The organism is Rhodoblastus sp. (genome assembly GCF_052145335.1).
Classification (GTDB): domain Bacteria; phylum Pseudomonadota; class Alphaproteobacteria; order Rhizobiales; family Beijerinckiaceae; genus Rhodoblastus.
In genome coordinates this window covers 1-19,127 of the sequence record NZ_JBKQOU010000147.1, presented here as the reverse complement: position 1 = coordinate 19,127, position 19,127 = coordinate 1, and the positions used below count along the sequence as shown (strand labels likewise).

At 61.6% G+C, this 19,127-nt stretch carries 19 protein-coding genes and 1 pseudogene; 13 read left to right on the top strand and 7 right to left on the bottom strand.

What is annotated here, in order from left to right:
* The coding region (locus tag ACLP2E_RS10300) for a hypothetical protein (RefSeq protein ID WP_442465853.1) at positions 1–1,732 on the top strand (1,732 nt) is incomplete at its 5' end.
* A 125-nt stretch (positions 1,733–1,857) separates the two neighbouring features.
* Here the strand turns inward: ACLP2E_RS10300 and ACLP2E_RS10295 are convergent.
* Positions 1,858–3,288: a pyridoxal phosphate-dependent decarboxylase family protein gene (locus tag ACLP2E_RS10295; RefSeq protein ID WP_442465852.1), complete on the bottom strand. Its 1,431-nt coding sequence runs from the start codon at positions 3,286–3,288 to the stop codon at positions 1,858–1,860.
* A 50-nt stretch (positions 3,289–3,338) separates the two neighbouring features.
* On the opposite strand from ACLP2E_RS10295, the gene ACLP2E_RS10290 reads away from it, so the two are divergent.
* The 6 genes from ACLP2E_RS10290 (at position 3,339) to ACLP2E_RS10265 (ending at position 9,740) form a co-directional block, all read left to right on the top strand.
* Entirely contained in the window at positions 3,339–4,481 is a 1,143-nt protein-coding gene (locus ACLP2E_RS10290) for a cysteine desulfurase family protein (protein WP_442465851.1), read from the top strand.
* Positions 4,482–4,542: 61 nt separating this feature from the next.
* Positions 4,543–6,012: a Fe-S cluster assembly protein SufB gene (sufB, locus tag ACLP2E_RS10285; RefSeq protein WP_442461606.1), complete on the top strand. Its 1,470-nt coding sequence runs from the start codon at positions 4,543–4,545 to the stop codon at positions 6,010–6,012.
* Between the two features lie 47 nt (positions 6,013–6,059).
* Positions 6,060–6,809: a Fe-S cluster assembly ATPase SufC gene (gene sufC, locus ACLP2E_RS10280; RefSeq protein WP_442461605.1), complete on the top strand. Its 750-nt coding sequence runs from the start codon at positions 6,060–6,062 to the stop codon at positions 6,807–6,809.
* Entirely contained in the window at positions 6,809–8,101 is a 1,293-nt protein-coding gene (locus ACLP2E_RS10275; RefSeq protein ID WP_442465850.1) for a SufB/SufD family protein, read from the top strand. The genes sufC and ACLP2E_RS10275 overlap by 1 nt, the downstream gene beginning before the upstream one ends.
* Positions 8,098–9,339, top strand: a complete 1,242-nt coding sequence (locus tag ACLP2E_RS10270; protein WP_442461603.1) for a cysteine desulfurase — start codon at positions 8,098–8,100, stop codon at positions 9,337–9,339. The genes ACLP2E_RS10275 and ACLP2E_RS10270 overlap by 4 nt, the downstream gene beginning before the upstream one ends.
* Before the next feature lie 14 nt (positions 9,340–9,353).
* The gene (locus ACLP2E_RS10265; RefSeq protein ID WP_442461602.1) at positions 9,354–9,740 is read left to right on the top strand and encodes an SUF system Fe-S cluster assembly protein; all 387 of its coding nucleotides are present in this window, start codon (positions 9,354–9,356) and stop codon (positions 9,738–9,740) included.
* Between the two features lies 1 nt (position 9,741).
* Here the strand turns inward: ACLP2E_RS10265 and ACLP2E_RS10260 are convergent, their stop codons facing one another.
* Both ACLP2E_RS10260 and ACLP2E_RS10255 read right to left on the bottom strand, forming a co-directional pair.
* The gene (locus tag ACLP2E_RS10260; protein ID WP_442465849.1) at positions 9,742–10,434 is read right to left on the bottom strand and encodes a hypothetical protein; all 693 of its coding nucleotides are present in this window, start codon (positions 10,432–10,434) and stop codon (positions 9,742–9,744) included.
* Positions 10,435–10,438: 4 nt separating this feature from the next.
* Positions 10,439–11,146: an orotate phosphoribosyltransferase gene (locus tag ACLP2E_RS10255; RefSeq protein ID WP_442465848.1), complete on the bottom strand. Its 708-nt coding sequence runs from the start codon at positions 11,144–11,146 to the stop codon at positions 10,439–10,441.
* Positions 11,147–11,250: 104 nt separating this feature from the next.
* Between ACLP2E_RS10255 and ACLP2E_RS10250 the strand changes: the two genes are divergently transcribed.
* The 3 genes from ACLP2E_RS10250 to ACLP2E_RS10240 all read left to right on the top strand — a co-directional run bounded on the left by ACLP2E_RS10250 (position 11,251) and on the right by ACLP2E_RS10240 (position 14,369).
* Positions 11,251–12,561 carry a replication-associated recombination protein A gene (locus tag ACLP2E_RS10250; RefSeq protein ID WP_442465847.1) on the top strand — a complete coding sequence of 437 codons (1,311 nt, stop codon included), beginning with the start codon at positions 11,251–11,253 and terminating at the stop codon, positions 12,559–12,561.
* Positions 12,562–12,609: 48 nt separating this feature from the next.
* Positions 12,610–12,993, top strand: a complete 384-nt coding sequence (crcB, locus tag ACLP2E_RS10245; RefSeq protein WP_442465846.1) for a fluoride efflux transporter CrcB — start codon at positions 12,610–12,612, stop codon at positions 12,991–12,993.
* A gap of 344 nt (positions 12,994–13,337) precedes the next feature.
* Positions 13,338–14,369 (top strand): pseudouridine synthase, encoded by a 1,032-nt coding sequence (locus ACLP2E_RS10240; RefSeq protein WP_442465854.1) that lies wholly within the window; start codon positions 13,338–13,340, stop codon positions 14,367–14,369.
* 64 nt (positions 14,370–14,433) lie between these two features.
* Here the strand turns inward: ACLP2E_RS10240 and ACLP2E_RS10235 are convergent, their stop codons facing one another.
* Positions 14,434–15,549 (bottom strand): CobW family GTP-binding protein, encoded by a 1,116-nt coding sequence (locus ACLP2E_RS10235; protein ID WP_442465845.1) that lies wholly within the window; start codon positions 15,547–15,549, stop codon positions 14,434–14,436.
* A gap of 15 nt (positions 15,550–15,564) precedes the next feature.
* A complete protein-coding gene (locus tag ACLP2E_RS10230) occupies positions 15,565–16,482 on the bottom strand; it encodes a metal ABC transporter substrate-binding protein (RefSeq protein ID WP_442464353.1) in 918 nt (305 codons plus the stop codon).
* Positions 16,483–16,567: 85 nt separating this feature from the next.
* Between ACLP2E_RS10230 and ACLP2E_RS10225 the strand changes: the two genes are divergently transcribed.
* Positions 16,568–16,996: a Fur family transcriptional regulator gene (locus ACLP2E_RS10225; RefSeq protein WP_442464354.1), complete on the top strand. Its 429-nt coding sequence runs from the start codon at positions 16,568–16,570 to the stop codon at positions 16,994–16,996.
* Here the strand turns inward: ACLP2E_RS10225 and ACLP2E_RS10220 are convergent, their stop codons facing one another.
* The gene (locus ACLP2E_RS10220; protein WP_442464355.1) at positions 16,997–17,866 is read right to left on the bottom strand and encodes a metal ABC transporter permease; all 870 of its coding nucleotides are present in this window, start codon (positions 17,864–17,866) and stop codon (positions 16,997–16,999) included.
* Positions 17,867–18,122: 256 nt separating this feature from the next.
* Here ACLP2E_RS10220 and ACLP2E_RS10215 point away from each other — a divergent pair, with 256 nt between their 5' ends.
* Both ACLP2E_RS10215 and ACLP2E_RS10210 read left to right on the top strand, forming a co-directional pair.
* Positions 18,123–18,515, top strand: coding sequence for a hypothetical protein (locus tag ACLP2E_RS10215; RefSeq protein WP_442464356.1), 393 nt, complete (start codon positions 18,123–18,125; stop codon positions 18,513–18,515).
* Between the two features lie 109 nt (positions 18,516–18,624).
* Entirely contained in the window at positions 18,625–18,840 is a 216-nt protein-coding gene (locus ACLP2E_RS10210; RefSeq protein ID WP_442464357.1) for an alkylphosphonate utilization protein, read from the top strand.
* A 23-nt stretch (positions 18,841–18,863) separates the two neighbouring features.
* On the opposite strand, the pseudogene ACLP2E_RS10205 reads toward ACLP2E_RS10210, so the two are convergent.
* Positions 18,864–19,127, bottom strand: a pseudogene (locus tag ACLP2E_RS10205) (hypothetical protein); the annotation flags it as partial.

The following is a 19,127-nucleotide window of genomic DNA, read 5'->3' as shown; positions in this document are numbered from 1 at the left end:
AACTATATCGCGAAGCTATGTAGATAACATTGCGGTCGTTTTTAATTTAAACCGGCACTTGGCGGAGGCAATTTCGTTTGGTGTTTTTGTTTCACTTACGTATTTTTCAGCAAAAATGTTCTCGTTTTCTCAGGTTAGTCGGCGGATTGGGGCTGGAGGCATAGTTGTTCTTTTGATGGTCAACTCAATCGCACTTTGGCAGGGTACGCGGAATCAGTTTTTTGAATCTTCTGGAGCGGCCATAAAATGTTACGTGCTGACGCGCGACGGCGTTCATTTTGGTGAGCGCCCCGGCATTGATCCAACGACAGGAAAGCCTTGCCGTCCGGTGACCTCGGATGCTCTGGAGCGACTTCAAGAATATGCGAAAGGTAAGCGTCCCGAGCGAGTGGCGAGTGATGATCCCGTATTTTTCGACCTAAAGACGGGCGAACCAGTAGTTTGGTTTGCGAAAATCCGAACGGGAGAAATCGAGCTTTTCGATTTAATGGGTTTCCATCCGGAGACCGGAGAAGAGCTGTTACCGATTACACGGGACGTCGTGGAAGAATGGAAAAGTCAGCAGCGCACGACGGCTGAGCGCCCGCCGCAGAAAATTTATCCCGAGGATTTCGTCTTTTTCGATCCGAAAACAGGTAAGGCGAGAGCTTGGTATTCGCGGCAAACCGATGGAGAGATTGAGTTTTTTGATAACAAGGGCTTCCAACCACGTACCGGAGAGCCCCTCTCAATAGTCACAAGGGACGTGGTCGCGGAGTGGAGCCAGCAGGCGGCAAAGAAGTGTTACATAGTAACCCGAGAAGCCGTTCGCTTTGGGACCAAGCCTGGCTTGAACCCGGAAACAGGGCGAGAGTGCCGGCCTTTCACGGCTAATTTGCTCGAGCGCCTTCGCGAATATGAAAAAGGCGCCCGCCCAAAACGCGTTACGACTTCGGATCCAGTTTTTTTCGACCTCCGAACCGGTGAGCCGAATATCTGGTTCGCGAAAGACGAGCGAGGGCGGATACAGCTTTTTGATCTAATCGGATTCCACCCCGAGACTGGTCAGGAATTGCTTCCGGTGACGCCTGATATTGTCACAGAGTGGAAAAAACAGGTCGACGTCATAACGAGGAAGCCGCCTCAACGGGTCGACCCGAACGGCTATGCGTTTGTCGACCAAGTGACCGGCGAGCCTCGTGTTTGGTACTGGCGGTCAATGACGGGCGAATGGGAATTCTATGACAATCCAGGCTTCCGCAGCACGGGCGAAAAGCTGATTTTGATCACACCCGATGTTATTGAAAACTGGAAGCGGGAATCCGTAATTCAGCCAAAGGCCACAAACGATACAGACGCGGCAGCGATGAAAAAAGAACCTGCTGCAGACGCAGCGTCACCACGTGAGCAATGGAAACGGAAGTATCAACAAACTGTGAGAAAGGGGTTTTACCAAATCATCGTCGCTTCCATCACGTCCGCCAGCTATGAGGTGGCCTTAAGGAAATTGAAGGAGTTTGAAACAAGGTTTCCTGATGTCGCGTTCCACATGGAAGACACCCTCGGCGCAAACGAGAATAGAAACTATGCGATCGAAATTGGCACAGGCTTAAGTAAACAAGACGCGATCAATCTCCGCAATTGGGCCACCACGAACGGGTTCCCAAAGGACTCCTATATTTATTTGCAGGATTACAGCCCTGAATGCGTAGAAGAGAAATCTAACAAAGGTTGGTCGTATCAATGTGAATAAATTTATTAATAAGGGGATTCCCGCTTACTGGCGCGGAGCCGACCTTGCCGAAAGCGTCTTTGGAAGTCGCCTTCCCGCCGTTTTGCGTCGTTGCCTGGCGAAAAGCCAAGTGTCAGGTTCGACCGTCAGTTCCGCAATTCCGTCGCCAGTTCGCTCGCCTGTGCGAAAAAAATGTCGATGTCGTCCATCGTCGTGCGATGGTTGAAAATGGCGCAGCGGATCGCCGCGCGGCCGTCAATGAGGGTGATCGAAGGCGCGGCCAGGCCCCGGACATGCAGGGTCTCGACCAGACGGCGGTTTGCGGCGTCGCCATTCTCGCCCGACAGGCTGAAACAAACGATATTGAGCGGAACCGGCGCGACCAGATGGAAATCTCTCGACGCCTCGATCAGGGCGGCGAGCCGGCGCGCGGCGGCGCAATTGGCCTCCATCGCCTCGCCCAGCGCGCGGGTTCCGCAAGTCTGCAAAGTCATCCAGACCTTTAGCGCGCGAAAGCCGCGTGAAAGATCCGGCCCCAGATCGCAGGGCCAGATTTCGCCCTTGGCCAGTCCGGCTTCCGCGCGGGTCAGATAGGATGCAGGCGCGGCGAAAGTGCGCCTTTGCGCCTCGCCGTCGCGCACCAGGATGAAGCCGGCGTCATAGGGAACATGCCCCCATTTATGGAAATCGAAGGCGATGGAATCGGCGCGCTCGATTCCGGCGAGCAAGGGTTTGAGCTTGTCCGAAAACACCGCCAGCGCGCCGAAGGCGCCGTCCACATGCAGCCAGAGCTGCTGTTCCCCTGCGAAATCGGCGAGCAAGGCCAGCGGATCGATGGCGCCGAAATTGACCGTGCCCGCCGAGGCGACGATCAGGAACGGCTTTTCGCCGGCGGCGCGGTCCGCTACGACCTGCGCCTTCAAGGCGGCCATGTCGATGCGGCCCTGCGCGTCGCAGGCGATCTTTCGCAACGCCTCTGTGCCTAGACCCGCCATGTCCATCGCCTGGGCGACGCAGCCGTGCGCCTGCGTCGAGGCATAGGCGCGAAGCTTTTCGCCGCCTACGCCATCGCGCCGCACGGATTCGCCGAGACAGGCGTGGCGGGCGATCAGCACCCCGAGGAAATTGGCGAGCGAGGTTCCGCCGACGAACAGGCCGGAAGCCTTGGCGGGAAAGGAAAATGCCTGGGCCATCCAGGCGGCGACGCGCCGCTCCAGCTCGATCCCGACATGGTTGCGGCCGCCGCAATTGGCGTTGAGACCGGCGGCAAGCATTTCCGCCACCATGCCGGCGGGCGTTCCCGCCCCATGCGCCCATCCGAAAAATGCCGGATGGCGGTTGCCGACAACATAGGGTTGTATGCTCTGATAAAATTCCCCAAGCGCGGCGGAAAAGCCGATTTTTTCGCGCGGCGCCGGGACATTGAGCCGGCGGCGGATTTCTTCCGGCGTTTCCACCCAGACCGGGCGCTGGCGCAAGCTGGCGAGATCGTCGATCATCGCGTCGAGCGCCTGATGGCTCAAGGCGCGAAAGGCCTCCCAATCTTCGGGGTCGAGCGAATGGGGGGATTCAGTCATCGGCAAATCCGGTGGTAAACAGATCGAAGCGGGCGCAATCAGGTTATGGCATGAGTCGCATCTATTTTGATTACAATGCTACCGCGCCGCTGCGGCCGGAGGCGCGGGAGGCCTTTGTCCAGGCGCTGGACGTGGGCAACGCCTCCAGCGTCCATCAGGAGGGCCGCGCCGCGCGAGCGCTGATCGAGTCCGCGCGCGTCACGATCGCCGCCGCCCTGGGGACCAGGACCGATTTGGTCGTCTTCGTCTCCGGCGCCACCGAGGCGGCCAATATGGCCCTGCGCCCGCAAACTTCCTCGAAAAGCTACGACCTGTTGCTGATCGGCGGCGGCGAACACCCCTGCGTGACCGCCGGACATGGCTTTCCGCCCGATCGGGCAGAAATCGTCGCACTCGACGCGCAAGGGCGGCTCAATCTCGAAATCCTGCGCCAAAGGTTGGCGCATCGCCAACCCATGCTGGCTCTGCAGGCGGTCAATAACGAAACCGGGGTGATCCAGCCGGTCGCCGAGGCGTCGGAAATGGTTCATGAGGCGGGTGGCCTTCTGGTCTGCGACGCCGTTCAGGCGTTTGGGCGCGTCGACTGTTGCTTCGCCGCGACCGGCGCCGATCTCATCTTCCTGTCCAGCCACAAGCTCGGCGGGCCGAAGGGCGCGGGCGCCCTGGCCTTCGCCCGGCGCGAGCTTCTGCCGAAGGTCGGGTTGATCCGGGGCGGCGGCCAGGAGCGGGGTTTTCGCGGAGGCACGGAAAATCCGGCGGCGATCGCCGGATTCAAAGCCGCCGTCGCTGCGGCTGCGAATGATCGCTCCGCCGAGGCCAGGCGTCTGGGCGAGCTGCGTGACTTTTTGCAGGTCGGCGTGCTGGAAATTGCGCCGGAAGCCGCCATATTCGGCAAAGAGGCGGCGCGCGTCGGCAACACCTTGGCCTTCGCCCTTCCCGGGCTTTCCGCGGAAACCCTGGTTGCGGCCTTCGACGTCGAAGGGGTGGCGCTGTCATCCGGTTCGGCCTGCTCCTCCGGCAAGGTGACGCCCTCGCCCGTCCTCGCCTCAATGGGCGTTTCCGCCGAATTTTCGCGCTCGGCGTTGCGAATCAGCTTGGGTTTGATGACGCGTAAGGAAGAGGTGGTGCGTTTTCTGGAAATATTGGCTAGACTACGCGAGAGAATGCGACGCCGGCTTGGCGATCAAGCCTGAATCGCACCGACATAGACTCAACCAGCGGCCCTTGAAACCGCGTTAGGTGAGGAGAATGAGAATGGCGGCTGTCCAGGAGACTGTCGACAAGGTCAAGACGCTTGACGTTGACGCCTATAAATATGGGTTTTTCAGCGATATCGAATCCGACAGGGCGCCGAAGGGGCTGAACGAGGACATCGTTCGGTTCATTTCGGCGAAAAAGCGCGAGCCGGACTGGCTCACGCAGTGGCGGCTCGACGCCTTTCGCCGCTGGCTGACGATGGTCGAGCCTACTTGGGCGCGGGTGGACTATCCGAAAATCGATTATCAGGATCTCTATTATTATTCGGCGCCGAAAAGCGCTGAGGGTCCCAGATTGCTGGAAGACGTCGATCCCGAACTTCTGCGCGTCTATGAAAAGCTCGGCATTCCCCTGCGCGAGCAGGAGCTTCTCGCCGGCGTGCAGGAGCGCCGGGTCGCGGTCGACGCGGTGTTCGATTCCGTCTCCGTCGTCACCACCTTCAAGGAAGAACTGGGCCGGGCCGGAGTAATCTTCTGCCCGATTTCGGAAGCGGTGCAGACCCATCCCGAACTGGTGAAGAAATATCTCGGCTCGGTCGTGCCGGTGACCGATAATTATTTCGCCACCTTGAACTCGGCGGTTTTTTCCGACGGCTCCTTCGTCTATGTGCCGCCGGGCGTGCGCTGCCCGATGGAGCTTTCGACCTATTTTCGCATCAACGAGAAGAACACCGGCCAGTTCGAGCGGACGCTGATCATCGCCGACAAGGGCTCCTACGTCTCCTATCTCGAAGGATGCACGGCGCCGCAACGCGACGAGAACCAGCTGCACGCCGCCGTGGTCGAACTGATCGCGCTGGAAGACGCCGAAATCAAATATTCCACGGTGCAGAACTGGTATCCCGGCGACAGCGAGGGCAAGGGCGGTATTTTCAATTTCGTCACCAAGCGCGGCGATTGCCGAGGCGACCGGTCGAAAATTTCCTGGACCCAGGTCGAGACCGGCTCGGCCATCACCTGGAAATATCCCTCCTGCATTCTGCGTGGAGAGTCTTCGCGCGGCGAGTTCTATTCGATCGCCATTTCCAATGGCCGCCAGCAGGTCGATTCCGGCACCAAGATGCTGCATCTCGGCGCCAATACGTCGAGCCGCGTCATTTCCAAGGGCATCGCCGCCGGCCGTTCGCAGAACACCTATCGCGGACAGATTTCGGCGCATCGCAAGGCCGCCAACGCGCGCAATTTCACCAATTGCGATTCGCTGCTGATCGGCAATAAATGCGGCGCCCATACCGTGCCCTATATCGAGGCGAAAAATTCCACCGCCATTTTCGAGCACGAGGCGACGACGTCGAAAATCTCCGACGACCAGCTGTTCTACGTCATGCAGCGCGGGCTTTCCGCCGAAGAGGCGACGGCTTTGATCGTCAACGGTTTTGTCCGCGACGTATTGCAGCAATTGCCGATGGAGTTCGCCGTCGAGGCGCAAAAGCTCATCGCCATTTCGCTCGAAGGCAGCGTCGGCTGATCGGTTTTCACCGCCGCCTCGCGTAAATTTCTTTCAAGGTCATGTTCATGCTCGAAATCGAAAATCTCCACGTTTCCGTCGCCGGCAAGAAAATCATCGACGGCCTGTCCCTGTCGGTGAAAGCCGGGCAGGTAGCCGCGATCATGGGGCCGAACGGCTCCGGCAAATCGACCTTGTCCTATGTCATCGCCGGCCGCGCCGATTACGTGGTCACCGAGGGTTCGGTCAGGCTTGGCGGCGTCGATCTGCTCGACAAGACGCCAGCGGAGCGCGCCGCGCTCGGCCTGTTTCTGGTGTTCCAGTATCCATTGGAAATTCCGGGCGTCGCCACCATGACTTTCCTGAAGGCCGCGATCAACGCCCAGCGCAAGGCGCGCGAGGAAGGCGAGCTTTCGACGCCGGATTTCATGAAAAAAGTGCGCGAGGCCGCCGCCAAGCTCAACATCTCACAAGACATGCTCAAACGACCGGTCAACCTCGGATTTTCCGGCGGCGAAAAGAAGCGCATGGAAATATTGCAGATGGCCTTGCTGGAGCCGCGCTTCACCATCCTGGACGAGATGGATTCCGGCCTGGATATCGACGCCATGCGCATTTGCGCCGATGGCGTCAACGCGCTTCGCTCGAAGGAGCGCGGCCTGCTCGTCATCACCCATTACCAGCGCCTGCTCGACTATGTCGCGCCCGATGTGGTCCATGTCATGTCGGGGGGGCGGATCGTCAGAAGCGGCGGTCCCGAACTGGCGCTGGAGCTGGAAAAAAGCGGCTATGCCGATTATGCCAGCGAGGCGGCGTGATGGGCGCGCTTTTGCAAAATCCAACCCAGGCCGAGCAGGATTTTTTCCGCTCGTTCGGCGTTTTGCGGGAAAGATATCCGGGCGAAAGGCAGGCTGCCTTCGAACGGTTCGCCCGCGTCGGCCTGCCGACCCGCCGTGTCGAATCCTGGCATTATAGTGATTTGCGCGCAAAGCTGCGGCAGGCGCCGCCCATGGCTGAGGCGCCGGATGAAGCGTCCCGCCAATATGCCCGCCTCGAGCGCGAAAAAGTCTCCTCGCCCGGCGCGCTGAAACTGGTGCTGATCGACGGGTTTTTCTCAGCCGGTTTGTCCGATGATTTTTCCGGCGTCGCCGGCGTCAGGATTCGTTCGATCAAGGACGAACCCCTGGCGCGAAATCTCAAGGCTTTGACGGCGCAGGCGGACGATCCGCTGCTCGATCTCAACGCCGCTTTTTCGCGCGACGGCGCTGTGATCGAAATCGCCGCCGGGACGCGGCTGCAACAGCCGATCGAGATCGTCGCGCTGTGCGGCGTCGAAGGCGGGCATAGCCGCTTTTCGCGCAATTTCGTAACGCTGGGAGATGGCGCGCAGGCCAGCCTGATCGAGACTCGCGCGGAAAGCATTGGCGGCTTTGGCGACAGCGCCTTGTTCCTGTCGCTCGGCAAGGCGGCGGAACTGGATTACGCCTGCCGCAGCCAGAACAGCGCGCCGGTCGATGTGCAGAGTCTCATTGTTTCGCTCGGCGCCGAGGCGAAGCTGCGCGCCACGGCGCTGATCGCCGGGGCGCCTTTTCTGCGTCGCCAGCTTTTCGTCACCTGCGCCGGCGCCAACGCCGAACTGCATCTTTCCGGCGCCAGCCTGCTGACGGGTCGCGAAAACGCCGACACGACGCTGGTGGTGACCCACGAGGCCCCGTCCTGCCTGAGCCGCGAGACCTTCAAATATGTCCTCGCCGAACAGGCCAATGGCGTGTTCCAGGGCAAGATCGTGGTGCCGTCGCAGGCCCAGAAGACCGACGGCAAGATGATGTGCCGCGGCCTGCTGCTCTCCGACGATGCGGCTTTGTCGGTCAAGCCGGAACTGGAGATTTTCGCCGACGACGTCGCCTGCGGCCATGGAGCGGCCTGCGGCAAGCTCGACGCCAACCAGCTGTTCTATATGGAATCGCGCGGGGTTCCGCGGCCCGAGGCGCAGGCCATTCTCATCGAGGCTTTCGCGGCGGAAGCCTTCGATATTCTGCACGACGAATCCCTGCGCGATCTGTTGAACGCCGATCTCAAGGCGCTGTTGCAAACCGGGGCCTTCGCATGAACCAGCAGACCAAAATCCGCGGTTACGATGTCGACGCGATCCGCGCGGATTTCCCCATTCTCGCGGAGCGGCCCTATGGCAAGCCTCTGGTCTATCTCGATAACGCGGCGTCGGCGCAAAAGCCGCGCGCGGTGATCGAGCGTATGGATCAGGTCTACGAGCATGAATACGCCAATGTCCATCGCGGCCTGCATTATCTCGCCAACGCCGCCACCGACGCTTACGAGGCGGCGCGCGAAAAAATGCGCGGCTTCCTCAACGCCTCGTCGACCGAGGAAATCATTTTCACCCGGGGCGCCACCGAGGCCTTGAACCTCGTCGCCGCATCCTTCGGCCTCGCCCATATCGGCGAGGGCGACGAAATCGTCCTGTCGATGATGGAGCATCACTCCAATATCGTGCCCTGGCATTTTCTGCGCGAACGCAAGGGCGCGGCGATCAAATGGGTGGACGTCGAGGAGGACGGCTCTTTCTCGCTGGAAAACTTCAAGGCGGCGCTGAGCGAAAAAACCAGGATCGTCGCCATCACCCACATGTCGAACGTTCTGGGCACGATCACGCCAGTCAAGGAGATCGTGCGGCTGGCGCATGAGCGGAAGATCCCGGTGCTGGTCGACGGCTCGCAGGGCGCGGTGCATTGCGACGTCGATGTGCAGGATCTCGATGTCGATTTCTATGTCGTCACCGGCCACAAGCTTTACGGCCCGACGGGCATTGGCGCGCTTTACGGCAAGAGGGAATGGCTGGAGCGCCTGCCGCCATACGCTGGCGGCGGCGAAATGATCGAGACCGTCACCTGCGACAACGTCACCTATGGGGTTCCGCCGCAAAGGTTCGAGGCGGGGACGCCGCCGATCGTCGAGGCCATCGGCCTTGGCGCGGCGCTGGACTATATGGAGAAGATCGGCCGCCCCGCCATTCACGCCCATGAGGCCGAGCTTGGCGCCTATGCTTCGATGCGGCTGGCGGAAGTCCGGGGCATAAGGCTGTTCGGGACGGCGCCGGACAGGGGCGCGCTTTTCTCGTTCAACATCGCAGGCGCGCACGCCCATGATATAGCCACGGTGATCGACCGCGCCGGCGTGGCGGTGCGGGCCGGAACCCATTGCGCGCAGCCGCTGCTGTCGCGCTATGGCGTCACTTCGACCTGCCGCGCCTCTTTCGCGCTCTATAACAAGCGCGAAGAGGTCGACGCCCTGGTTGCGGCGCTGGAGCGCGCCGCCCATCTCTTTTCTTGACCGGATTGATCGCGATGAACCAGCACACGCCCGAAAGCGAAATTCAGCCCAACCGCCCGGCCTTCGCGGCCGAGGAGAGTTTGACGCCGGAAGAACTGGACCGTCTGACCGACGACATCATCGCGGCGCTGAAAACCGTCTATGACCCCGAAATACCCGCCGACATTTACGAACTCGGCCTGATCTACCGCGTCGACATCGACGACAGCCATTTCGTCAAGATCGACATGACCCTGACCGCGCCGGGCTGTCCGGTGGCGGGCGAAATGCCGGTCTGGGTGGAAAACGCCGTCGCCGCCGTGCCAGGGGTCGCCGGAGTCGAGGTCAGCATGGTGTTCACACCGCCGTGGGATCAAAGCCGCATGTCGGACGAAGCGCGGGTGGCGCTGGACATGTGGTGATTTATTTCCCAGCGCGCTGATAAAGCCCGGTGAACGACACGTTCATCCCGCCGCATTGCCCATTGTCCTGCACAAACAGCAAGTTTGCCGCGCGCGCCATGCGGACGCGGCAGCCGAAATCGTCGGGCTTGTTCGGAGTGACATCCTTGTCGACGAAAGTCGCCTGGCCGCCCCACAAATCCAGCGGGCCGGAAAAATCGCCGAGATTGACCGCGCCGCGTTTTACGCGGTCGGGATCGAGCGAGCCGTAAGTTGCGTTGCCCTCGGCTCTGAGACCGGCGCCGGAGTTCGTGATCACGATTTCGGCCTCGACCCGCTTCCAGTCGCCGATCCAGTCGGCGGGATCGCCCAATACCGGCGTCGGCTCGACGGCAATGGCGGGCAGCCAGCCGGAACGGCCGCTTTGCGCGGTCCAGTAATCGACGCAGATAAATGCGTCAAGCCTTCGCCCGAGCACCACCAGGTCGCCGGGAACAAGAAAAGCCTTGTCGCGACAGTCGCGCTCGACCGAAGGGCAGGCGATTTTCTCGTCGCCGTTGCGCAGGAAATTTACACGCGGCGCATTGGTCGCGATCTTGCCGATGCGCAGGTTCGGGCTGTCGGAAAAATCGTCGCCGGCGCAAAAACGATCCTCCGCAAGCGCCGCCGAGCCAGCAAAGGCCAAGGCGGCAAGGCAAAGGAGCGGACGGCGCATAGGCTCATTCCTTCTTGCCGAATTCCGAAATGCCGCCATGAGCGGCCGACCATTCGGCGGGAGCGTGCAGGAATTTCTCGACCTCATCAAGCGTCGCATCGGGCAGGTAGTTCGTCTTGCGTGCGACTTTCAGCACATCCCACCAGGTAGTGAGTTGGTGCAACTGGATATTATCCTTGGCCAGTTCGGCGCGCGCCTGCGGAAAAATATCGTAGAAGAAGAATACAAAGGTGTGATCGCATTTCTGTCCCGCCTCGCGGATGGCGGAAATGAAATTGACCTTGCTGCCGCCGTCAGTGGCGAGGTCCTCGACCAGCAGGGTGCGGGCGCCGTCGGTAACCTCGCCCTCGATGCGGGCATTGCGGCCGAACCCCTTGGCCTTTTTGCGCACATATTGCATCGGCAGGCTGAGCCGGTCGGAAATCCAGGCGGCGAAGGGAATGCCCGCCGTCTCGCCGCCTGCGATGATGTCGAGGCTTTCATAACCGATTTCGCGCTGGATGGTTTTTACCGCGAAATCGAGCAGGACGCTGCGCAGGCGCGGAAAGGCGATCAGCTTGCGCATGTCGGTATAAACAGGGCTGGCCCAGCCGGAAGTGAAAATGAACGGCTTTTCCGCATTGAACAGCACCGCGCCGACTTCCAGCAGCATTTTGGCGGTTTCTTCAGCGATCAATTGCTTTTCGAGGGCGGCGGGGGGGAGGTCGGTCATGTTGGTTTCCATTTTTCAGTTGGCCAGATTTGGCCTCTTTGGGCGCCTGCGTCAATCGCTTCGCTTACCCTTGCGGGCAGCCTTGATAAGGAGGAAAAAGGCGCATGACTGATCTTTTCGCCAGCGCCGGACTGGAGCGGGACGCGCCGCGTCCGCTGGCCGAAAGGCTGCGTCCAAAAACCCTCGCCGAGGTCGCCGGGCAGGACCATCTGCTCGGCCGCAACGGCGCGCTGACAAGGCAGATCGCTTCGGGTTCGCTCGGCAGCCTGATCTTGTGGGGGCCGCCGGGAACAGGCAAGACCACCGTCGCCCGCCTGTTGGCGCACGAGACAAGACTGCATTTCGTCCAGGCTTCGGCGATTTTCTCCGGCGTCGCGGACTTGAAGAAGATCTTCGACGAGGCGCGCGGGCGGCAGAAAATCGGCCAGGGCACGCTGCTGTTCATCGACGAAATCCACCGCTTCAACCGCGCCCAGCAGGATAGTTTCCTCCCCGTTATGGAGGACGGCGCCGTCACCCTGATCGGCGCCACCACGGAAAATCCGTCCTTCGAACTCAACGCCGCGCTGCTTTCGCGCGCCCGCGTGCTGACCTTTCACAGCCTCGACGACGCCGCGATCGAAAAGCTGCTGGAGCGGGCGGAAGAGGCCGAGCGGGCGCCGCTGCCGCTCGATGAGGAAGCGCGCAAAACCCTGATCCGCATGGCCGACGGCGACGGACGCGCGGCCTTGACCCTGGTCGAGGAGGTTTTTCGCGCGGCGCGACCGGGCGAGGTTTTCGACACCAAGGGGCTTTCCGAGGTCGCGCAGCGTCGCGCGCCGATCTACGACAAGGGGCAGGAGGGCCATTACAGTCTGATCAGCGCCCTGCACAAGACGGTGCGCGGCTCTGACCCGGACGCGGCGCTCTATTATCTCGCCCGGATGTTCGACGCCGGCGAGGATCCTCTGTTCATCGCCCGCCGCGTTGTGCGCATGGCCTCCGAGGATATCGGCCTCGCCGATCCGCAGGCGCTGGTCATCGCCAACGCCGCCAAGGACGCCTTCGATTTCCTCGGCTCGCCGGAGGGGGAACTGGCTATCGCGCAAGCCGTGATCTATTGCGCCTGCGCGCCGAAAAGCAACGCCTCCTATGTGGCTTATAAGGCTGCGATGCGCCTCGCCCGCGAGCGCGGCTCGCTGATGCCGCCCAAGGCGATTCTGAACGCCCCGACCAAACTGATGAAAAATGAGGGCTATGGTTCGGGCTATGCTTATGACCACGACCAGCCCGACGCTTTTTCCGGTCAGGATTACTGGCCCGAAGCGTTGGGGCGGCAGAAATTGTACCAGCCGGTCGAGCGCGGCTTTGAGCGAGAGATTTCCAAAAGGCTGGACTATTGGGAAAAGCTGCGCAAGGAACGCGGAGGGAGCTAAAGTAAATGGTTTGGTGACGCGCACGCCCCTCTGCGCTATGGAACGGCGATGCAAGCCTATCTTCTCGTTTTTTTCGGCGCCGGGCTCGGCGGCTGCCTGCGTCACACCATAAACCTCCTCGCGGCCAGGCTGCTGGGGACGAATTTTCCTTGGGGCACGTTCTTCATCAATGTGTCCGGTTCGCTGGTCATGGGCCTGATCGCCGGCTATCTCGCCTTTCGCGCCAATGAGGCCTGGACGCAGCACGCGCGCCTGTTCGCGCTCACCGGGATTCTCGGCGGCTACACCACTTTTTCGGCTTTTTCGCTCGACGCCGCCTTGCTCTATGAGCGCGGGCAGCCGGGGCTTTGCGCGCTTTATGTCGGCGGCTCGGTCGGCTTGGCGCTTGCCGGGGTGTTCGGCGGACTGGCGCTTATGAGGGCTTTGACATGACGCGGATGCGGACCGGCCCCGCCAAAGGAACTTCAAAAACCGGCGCTTCAAGAACGGCTGGCGACGGCAAGGGGCGCGCTTCCGCTCCCCGGTCGCGCGCGACTGGCGCCGACAAGAGTTTTGGCGACAAGGCGGCCGCGCCCAAGGCCAAGCGCTTCTTCGCCGCGCGCCCCAAAAAAGTTCGCGCCGAGGACGACGCTTTCGATCCGGTCAAGGCCGCGCGCCTGGTGCGGGAGTCGATGGAGAAGTTTGACGCCCCTGAGGCCCATGAGAACCCCGCGCCGAAGACCGACAAGGAGACCTCGGCGGTGCAGATACTCCTTGTCACCGAGGACGAGGACGGCATGCGTATCGACCGCTGGTTCAAGCGGCGCATCCCCACGCTTTCGCTGTCGCATCTGGCGAAAATCTGCCGCAAGGGCGAAGTCCGGCTGAGCGGCAAGAGGGTGGATACTTCGACGCGCGTCGTCGCCGGGGCCAATGTTCGGGTGCCGCCGCTGAGCATGGAGGGGGTGAAGGCGCCCGCCGTCAAGAAGGCGGTGTTTTCGGAGGCCGACGCCCGCGCTATCCGCGACATGATACTGCTCGACGACCGCGACCTGATGGTGCTGAACAAGCCGTTCGGGCTGGCGGTGCAGGGCGGTTCCGGCACCAAGGTGCATCTCGACGGGATGCTGGCCTCGCTGGCAAACGAGCGCGGCGACCGGCCGGTGCTGGTGCATCGGCTCGACCGCGACACCTCCGGGGTGCTGCTGATCGCCAAAACGCGGAAAATGGCCGCCGATCTCGGCGAGGTTTTCCGCTCGCGCTCGGCGCAAAAGATTTACTGGGCGATGGTCGAGGGCGTGCCGCGTCCCGCGCAGGGGCGCATTTCGCTCTATCTCGCCAAGGGCGAGGCGATGGGGGACAACCGCGTTGTTCGCCCGAAGGGAAAGCAGGCGCCCGAGGAGCGGCGCGACATCGAGAAAATGCGCGTGGCGAAACATGGCGAGGCCGACGCTCAGCATTCGGTCACTTATTACGCCATCGTCGATAAACTGGCGCCGCGCCTCGCATGGCTGTCGATGAAACCCTTGACCGGGCGCACCCATCAGTTGCGCGCCCATGCGGAAGCCATCGGCTGCCCCATCGTCGGCGATCCGAAATATGGCCATGGCGACGAGGATTCCTATCGCCGCAAAGACCCGAACCGCAACCTGCCGACGGGGGTGGAGAACAAGCTGCATCTGCTGGCGCGCCGGTTGATCCTGCCGCATCCCCGGGGGGGCGTACTCGACGTCACCGCGCCGCTGCCGCCGCATATGAAAAAGTCATGGGAAATGTTCGGCTTTGACGCCAGCCAATACGACCCGATCATGGACGCTCCGGAAGAATAGGCGGCGAAGGTCCCAAAAACCGTCATTGCTTCGCTCCGCTCGCAATGACGGGCGCGTTTCGCGTTCAACCAACCTTGGCCGCTTCCGCCGCGCAGGCCGCAAAACCGGCGCGCAATTCGTCCTGCTTGAGGCGCCGGCCGATGAAGACGATGCGGCTGTTGCGTTTTTCCTCGGGCTTCCAGTCGCGTTGCAACTCGCCGTCGAGGATCATGTGCACGCCCTGGAAGACATAGCGCTTCGGCTCGTCGGGGAAGGCGAGGATGCCTTTTGAGCGCAGAATGTCCGGCCCGTCGCGCTGCACCACTTCGTTGATCCAGGGGAGGAACAGTTCCGGATCGACCGCGCCGTCGAGGACGATCGACACGGATTGCATCTCCTCGTCATGCAGGACTTTTGGCGCGTGATCGTGGTGTTTGTGACTATGATCATGATGATCGTGGCCGCAATCGGGGGCGCAGGACTCATCGTGCTTGTGGTCGTGATCGTGATGATGATGCTCGTGGCTGTGTTGGTGGTCGTGGTCGTGTTCTTCCACCTGCAAGAAATCCGGCTCGATTTCGAGAATGCGGTCGAGATCGAAGGCATTGCGGCCGAGCACCGCGTCAAGTTCGATGTCGCAGCGCGTGGTCAGGTGCAGCTTGGCGTAGGGGTTGATGCCGCGAATGCGCGCCTCGACCTCTTCCAGTTCGTCCAGTGACACCAGATCGACCTTGTTGAGCAGGATGACGTCGGCGAAGGCGATCTGGTTTTTCGCTTCCGGCGCGTCCTTCAGCCGCTCGGACAGGAATTTCGCGTCGGCGACAGTGACTATGGCGTCGAGACGCGCGTCCTTGCTTACGTCGGCGTCGACGAAAAAGGTCTGCGCGACAGGGGCCGGGTCGGCAAGGCCGGTGGTCTCGACCAGAATGGCGTCGAACTTCCCCTTGCGGCGCATCAGTCCCTCGATGATGCGGATCAGGTCGCCGCGCACGGTGCAGCAGATGCAGCCGATGTTCATCTCGAACACTTCCTCGTCGGCGTCCACCACCAGATCGTTGTCGATGCCGATCTCGCCGAATTCATTGACGATCACCGCGAATTTCCTGCCGTGATCCTCGGTGAGGATGCGGTTGAGCAGAGTGGTCTTTCCCGCTCCGAGATAGCCGGTGAGGACGGTGACGGGGATTTTCTGATCGGACATGCGGACTCCGGGTTTTTATCGCGCGGCGGGGATGAGCGCCTTTTTCAACTCGCTTATATTATGCTCCATCATCGCAATGTAAGTGGCGGCGGGACCATCGGGCGGCGAAAGCGAGTCGGAAAACAGCGTGCCGCCGATTTTCGTTCCCGATTCCTTGGCGATGCGCTGCATCAGGCGGGGATCGGAAATGTTTTCCAGAAAGACGGCCGGGGCGTTTTCCTTCCTGATCTGCTCGATCAACCGCGCCACGTCGCGCGCCGAAGGCTCGGATTCGGTCGATAGTCCCTCCGGCGCGATGAAGGAAAAGCCATAGGCCTGGCCGAAATAGCCGAATGCGTCGTGGGTGGTGATGATGCGGCGGTTTTGCGGCGGAATTTCCGCTATCGCCGCCCGCACTTTCACGTCCAGGGCGTCGAGTTCGGAGTCGTAGTTTCTGGTGCGGTCGCGGAAATATTCCGCGTCGGCGGGATCGACGGCGACCAGTCCGGCGAGAATATTGCCGACATAGATTTTGGCGTTGGCGATGCTCTGCCAGGCATGGGGATCGACCCCTTTCTCGCCTCGTTCTTCCTCGCCCTTGCGCGGCGTAACGCCCTTGGCGGCGACCACGACCGGCGCGCGGGCGCCCGAAGCCGCGATCAGCCGGTCCATCCAGCCTTCGAGCACCAGGCCGTTGACGACAATGAGCTTCGCCTTGGCGAGACTCTGCGCGTCGGCGGGGCTGGGCTCATAGACATGAACGTCTCCGTCCGGCGGCACCAGCATTTTGACCTCGACCTTGTCGCCGCCGATCTGGCGGGTGAAATCGGCGAGAATGGAAAAGCTCGCCACCACCGGGATTTTTTTCGCCGACGCCGTTTCGGCGCGAGGCGCAGTGGTGATCAGGACGCTTGCGAACAAGGCCGCCAAGGCGAACAGGCTTTTCACACGCATGGAGGGCCTCTATGTTGATCGGTGCGAAATACGCTTCCAGTGAGAAAGCGGATCGTATATTATAACATCCGTCATGGGAATGAAAATGTCCGCCCAATCGGCGCCGCCAAGATTGAACGACATGCAAATGCGCATCCGCGATCTGCTCGCCGGCGCGGAAAAGCCCTTGTCCGCCTATGACGTGATCGACGCCTTGCGCGGGCAGGGCCGGCTGGCGCCGCCGACGGTCTATCGCGCCTTGCAGAAACTGATCGACGAGGGCTTGGCGCATCGGCTGGAGACGCGCAACGCCTATGTCGCCTGCCAGCATGGCGACGCAACTTGCGAACCAGGTCATGGTCACGCGCATCGCGCGGGATTCATGATTTGCCGCGTCTGTGGCAGGGCGCAGGAATTCGGCGACGCGGAGGTTGAAGCTTTGTTGGCGCAAACCGCCGCCCGAAGCGGTTTTGTCGCCGAACGCGTGGCGATCGAGATCCAGGGGTTCTGCCAACTATGTCGTGAGGCCAGGTAATCACCCCTCCAGATGCGAACGCGGCGTGATTTTCCGCAAGAACCCGCCTGACGGTCCGGCGAACAGCGAGACAGCGTAAAGCGCGCCGCAAGCCAGGATAATCAGCGGGCCGGAGGGCAGGCTGTAATAATAGGAGGCGAGCAGCCCGGCATAGGAGCCGATACAGCCAAACAAGGCCGCGAGCAGGATCATCCCGGTGATGGTGTTGGTCCATAGCCGGGCGGAAACGGCGGGCAGCATCATTACCCCCACCGCCAGCAAAGTGCCGAGAGCTTGAAATCCGGCGACGAGATTGAGTGCGACCAGGGCGAGGAAAGTCGTGTGGGTCCAGGCGCCTGCGCGGCTCACCGAGGCGAGAAAACCTGGATCGAGCGTCTCCAGAACCAGCGGCCGGTAGATCAGCGCCAGTCCTGCCAGGGTGACGCTGGCGATGCTGGCGAGCAGGATCAGGGTGGCGTTATCGAGCGCCAGCACGCTGCCGAACAGGACATGCATGAGATCGACATTGGAGCCCCGCGCGGAAATGATGGTGACGCCGAGCGCCAGCGACAGAAGATAAAAGGCGGCGAGCGAGGCGTCCTCGCGCAGAACCGTGGCGCGGGCGATGGCGCCGGAGCCGATCGCCACGGCGAAACCGGCGACAACGCCGCCGAGAGTCATCGCCGGCAGCGACAGCCCGGCGATCAGATAGCCGATGGCCGCGCCGGGCAGGATGGCGTGGGCCATGGCGTCGCCGGACAGCGACATCCGCCGCAGGATGAGGAAAACGCCGAGCGGCGCCCCAGCCAAAGCCAGGGCGAAAGCGCCGACCAGCGCGCGGCGCATGAATTCGTAATCGGCGAAGGGGGCTACCAGCAGAGCGTATAACATACGCTCATTTACCCCGCCCGCTCGGCTCTGTCATGTCTCACTGCGCGAACCCGCTCGCCATGCATAAAGTGGGAGGCCGGCCTGCGTTTTTGTGCACTGCAATAATCTTGTAGGTTTGCGACTTTAGACTAACTTAAAGAGTAAGGGACGCGCCGGCGTCGCGATGAAATCGCGAAAGCCGAAGCGCGAAGCGCCTCGCGCGAATCAGCTTCCATTCCCGACTCAAGCTTTCGCGCTTGAGCAAGGATTTTGAACCATGAAACTTAAATCTTGGATGGCCGCCGCCGCGCTGGCGTGCGCCACGAACCTGGCCGGCGCCACAGCGCTTTCCGCCGCCGACGCGACGACTTCCGAGACCGTCGCGCCCGATCAGCAGATCGGGCTGGACGCCGGACCGGAGCATATCTCCGGCGTTTTCCGCCCGGCTCAAGGCGGTTGCGCGTTGAGCGTGACGATGGTCGAAACCTACGTGAGCGAAAACGATCCGACCGGGCTGCCAGTGGAGAGCATGAAGGTCACGGTCGAGCCGGGCAAGCCCGCGGTACTGAACACCGAGCAAGGCGAGCAGGCGCGTTTCGAATGTCTTCCGGGCGCGCAGGCGATGAAGGCGACCGTCTACGATCGGGTCGCCGCCTTCCTCGCCCCCTGAAGGACCTTGGCGAGGCTTTTTGGCGCTGTTTTGGCGGCGCCGGCGGTTTTCCACTGGCCAATCGCCGCCTTAGGGCTTAACCCGCGCGGATGAAACGCGGGAGCAGTGAATGTCGGAAACACGCGACGCCAATGGCGCAGTGCTGAACGAGGGTGACAATGTCACCGTCATCAAGGATCTCAAGGTCAAGGGCTCGTCCCTCGTGCTGAAGCGCGGCACGATGGTGCGCGGCATCCACCTGACCGACGATCCGGAAGAAATCGAAGGCCGCACCGACAAGGTCAAGGGTCTCGTGCTGAAGACCTGTTTCCTGAAAAAGGCCTGATTAGCGCGCGCCCCACGAAACCTTCATTGCGTCAGATGGGCCGAGGCCACCGCCATGTTGAACATGGTCTGCATGGCGTTGGCGATGTCGGCGGGCGTCGAGGCGGTGAAGAAAAAACCCGGCGAGGCGCAGGCCGTCAGGCTGGCCGGAATGAAGGGTATGTTGGCGTTGGCGGCGCCGTCCTCGTCGTCCCAGATCGTCGTCGGATTGGGAAGGGGCGCATAAACGAGGACAAACGCTAGAGAATGCTGGAATTTTTTATTTTGCGATTTTTCCAGTCCCCCACC

Excerpts from the sequence above, each read along its gene's own strand:
- ACLP2E_RS10265 (WP_442461602.1), top strand. The coding sequence starts at position 9,354 with ATGAACCAGCACACGCCCGAAAGCGAAATTCAGCCCAACCGCCCGGCC.
- ACLP2E_RS10260 (WP_442465849.1), bottom strand. The coding sequence starts at position 10,434 with ATGCGCCGTCCGCTCCTTTGCCTTGCCGCCTTGGCCTTTGCTGGCTCG.
- ACLP2E_RS10215 (WP_442464356.1), top strand. The coding sequence starts at position 18,123 with ATGAAACTTAAATCTTGGATGGCCGCCGCCGCGCTGGCGTGCGCCACG.
- sufB (WP_442461606.1), top strand. The coding sequence starts at position 4,543 with ATGGCGGCTGTCCAGGAGACTGTCGACAAGGTCAAGACGCTTGACGTT.
- sufC (WP_442461605.1), top strand. The coding sequence starts at position 6,060 with ATGCTCGAAATCGAAAATCTCCACGTTTCCGTCGCCGGCAAGAAAATC.
- ACLP2E_RS10270 (WP_442461603.1), top strand. The coding sequence starts at position 8,098 with ATGAACCAGCAGACCAAAATCCGCGGTTACGATGTCGACGCGATCCGC.
- ACLP2E_RS10250 (WP_442465847.1), top strand. The coding sequence starts at position 11,251 with ATGACTGATCTTTTCGCCAGCGCCGGACTGGAGCGGGACGCGCCGCGT.
- ACLP2E_RS10255 (WP_442465848.1), bottom strand. The coding sequence starts at position 11,146 with ATGACCGACCTCCCCCCCGCCGCCCTCGAAAAGCAATTGATCGCTGAA.
- ACLP2E_RS10235 (WP_442465845.1), bottom strand. The coding sequence starts at position 15,549 with ATGTCCGATCAGAAAATCCCCGTCACCGTCCTCACCGGCTATCTCGGA.
- ACLP2E_RS10225 (WP_442464354.1), top strand. The coding sequence starts at position 16,568 with ATGTCCGCCCAATCGGCGCCGCCAAGATTGAACGACATGCAAATGCGC.
- ACLP2E_RS10290 (WP_442465851.1), top strand. The coding sequence starts at position 3,339 with ATGAGTCGCATCTATTTTGATTACAATGCTACCGCGCCGCTGCGGCCG.
- ACLP2E_RS10240 (WP_442465854.1), top strand. The coding sequence starts at position 13,338 with ATGCGTATCGACCGCTGGTTCAAGCGGCGCATCCCCACGCTTTCGCTG.
- crcB (WP_442465846.1), top strand. The coding sequence starts at position 12,610 with ATGCAAGCCTATCTTCTCGTTTTTTTCGGCGCCGGGCTCGGCGGCTGC.
- ACLP2E_RS10210 (WP_442464357.1), top strand. The coding sequence starts at position 18,625 with ATGTCGGAAACACGCGACGCCAATGGCGCAGTGCTGAACGAGGGTGAC.
- ACLP2E_RS10295 (WP_442465852.1), bottom strand. The coding sequence starts at position 3,288 with ATGACTGAATCCCCCCATTCGCTCGACCCCGAAGATTGGGAGGCCTTT.
- ACLP2E_RS10220 (WP_442464355.1), bottom strand. The coding sequence starts at position 17,866 with ATGTTATACGCTCTGCTGGTAGCCCCCTTCGCCGATTACGAATTCATG.
- ACLP2E_RS10230 (WP_442464353.1), bottom strand. The coding sequence starts at position 16,482 with ATGCGTGTGAAAAGCCTGTTCGCCTTGGCGGCCTTGTTCGCAAGCGTC.
- ACLP2E_RS10275 (WP_442465850.1), top strand. The coding sequence starts at position 6,809 with ATGGGCGCGCTTTTGCAAAATCCAACCCAGGCCGAGCAGGATTTTTTC.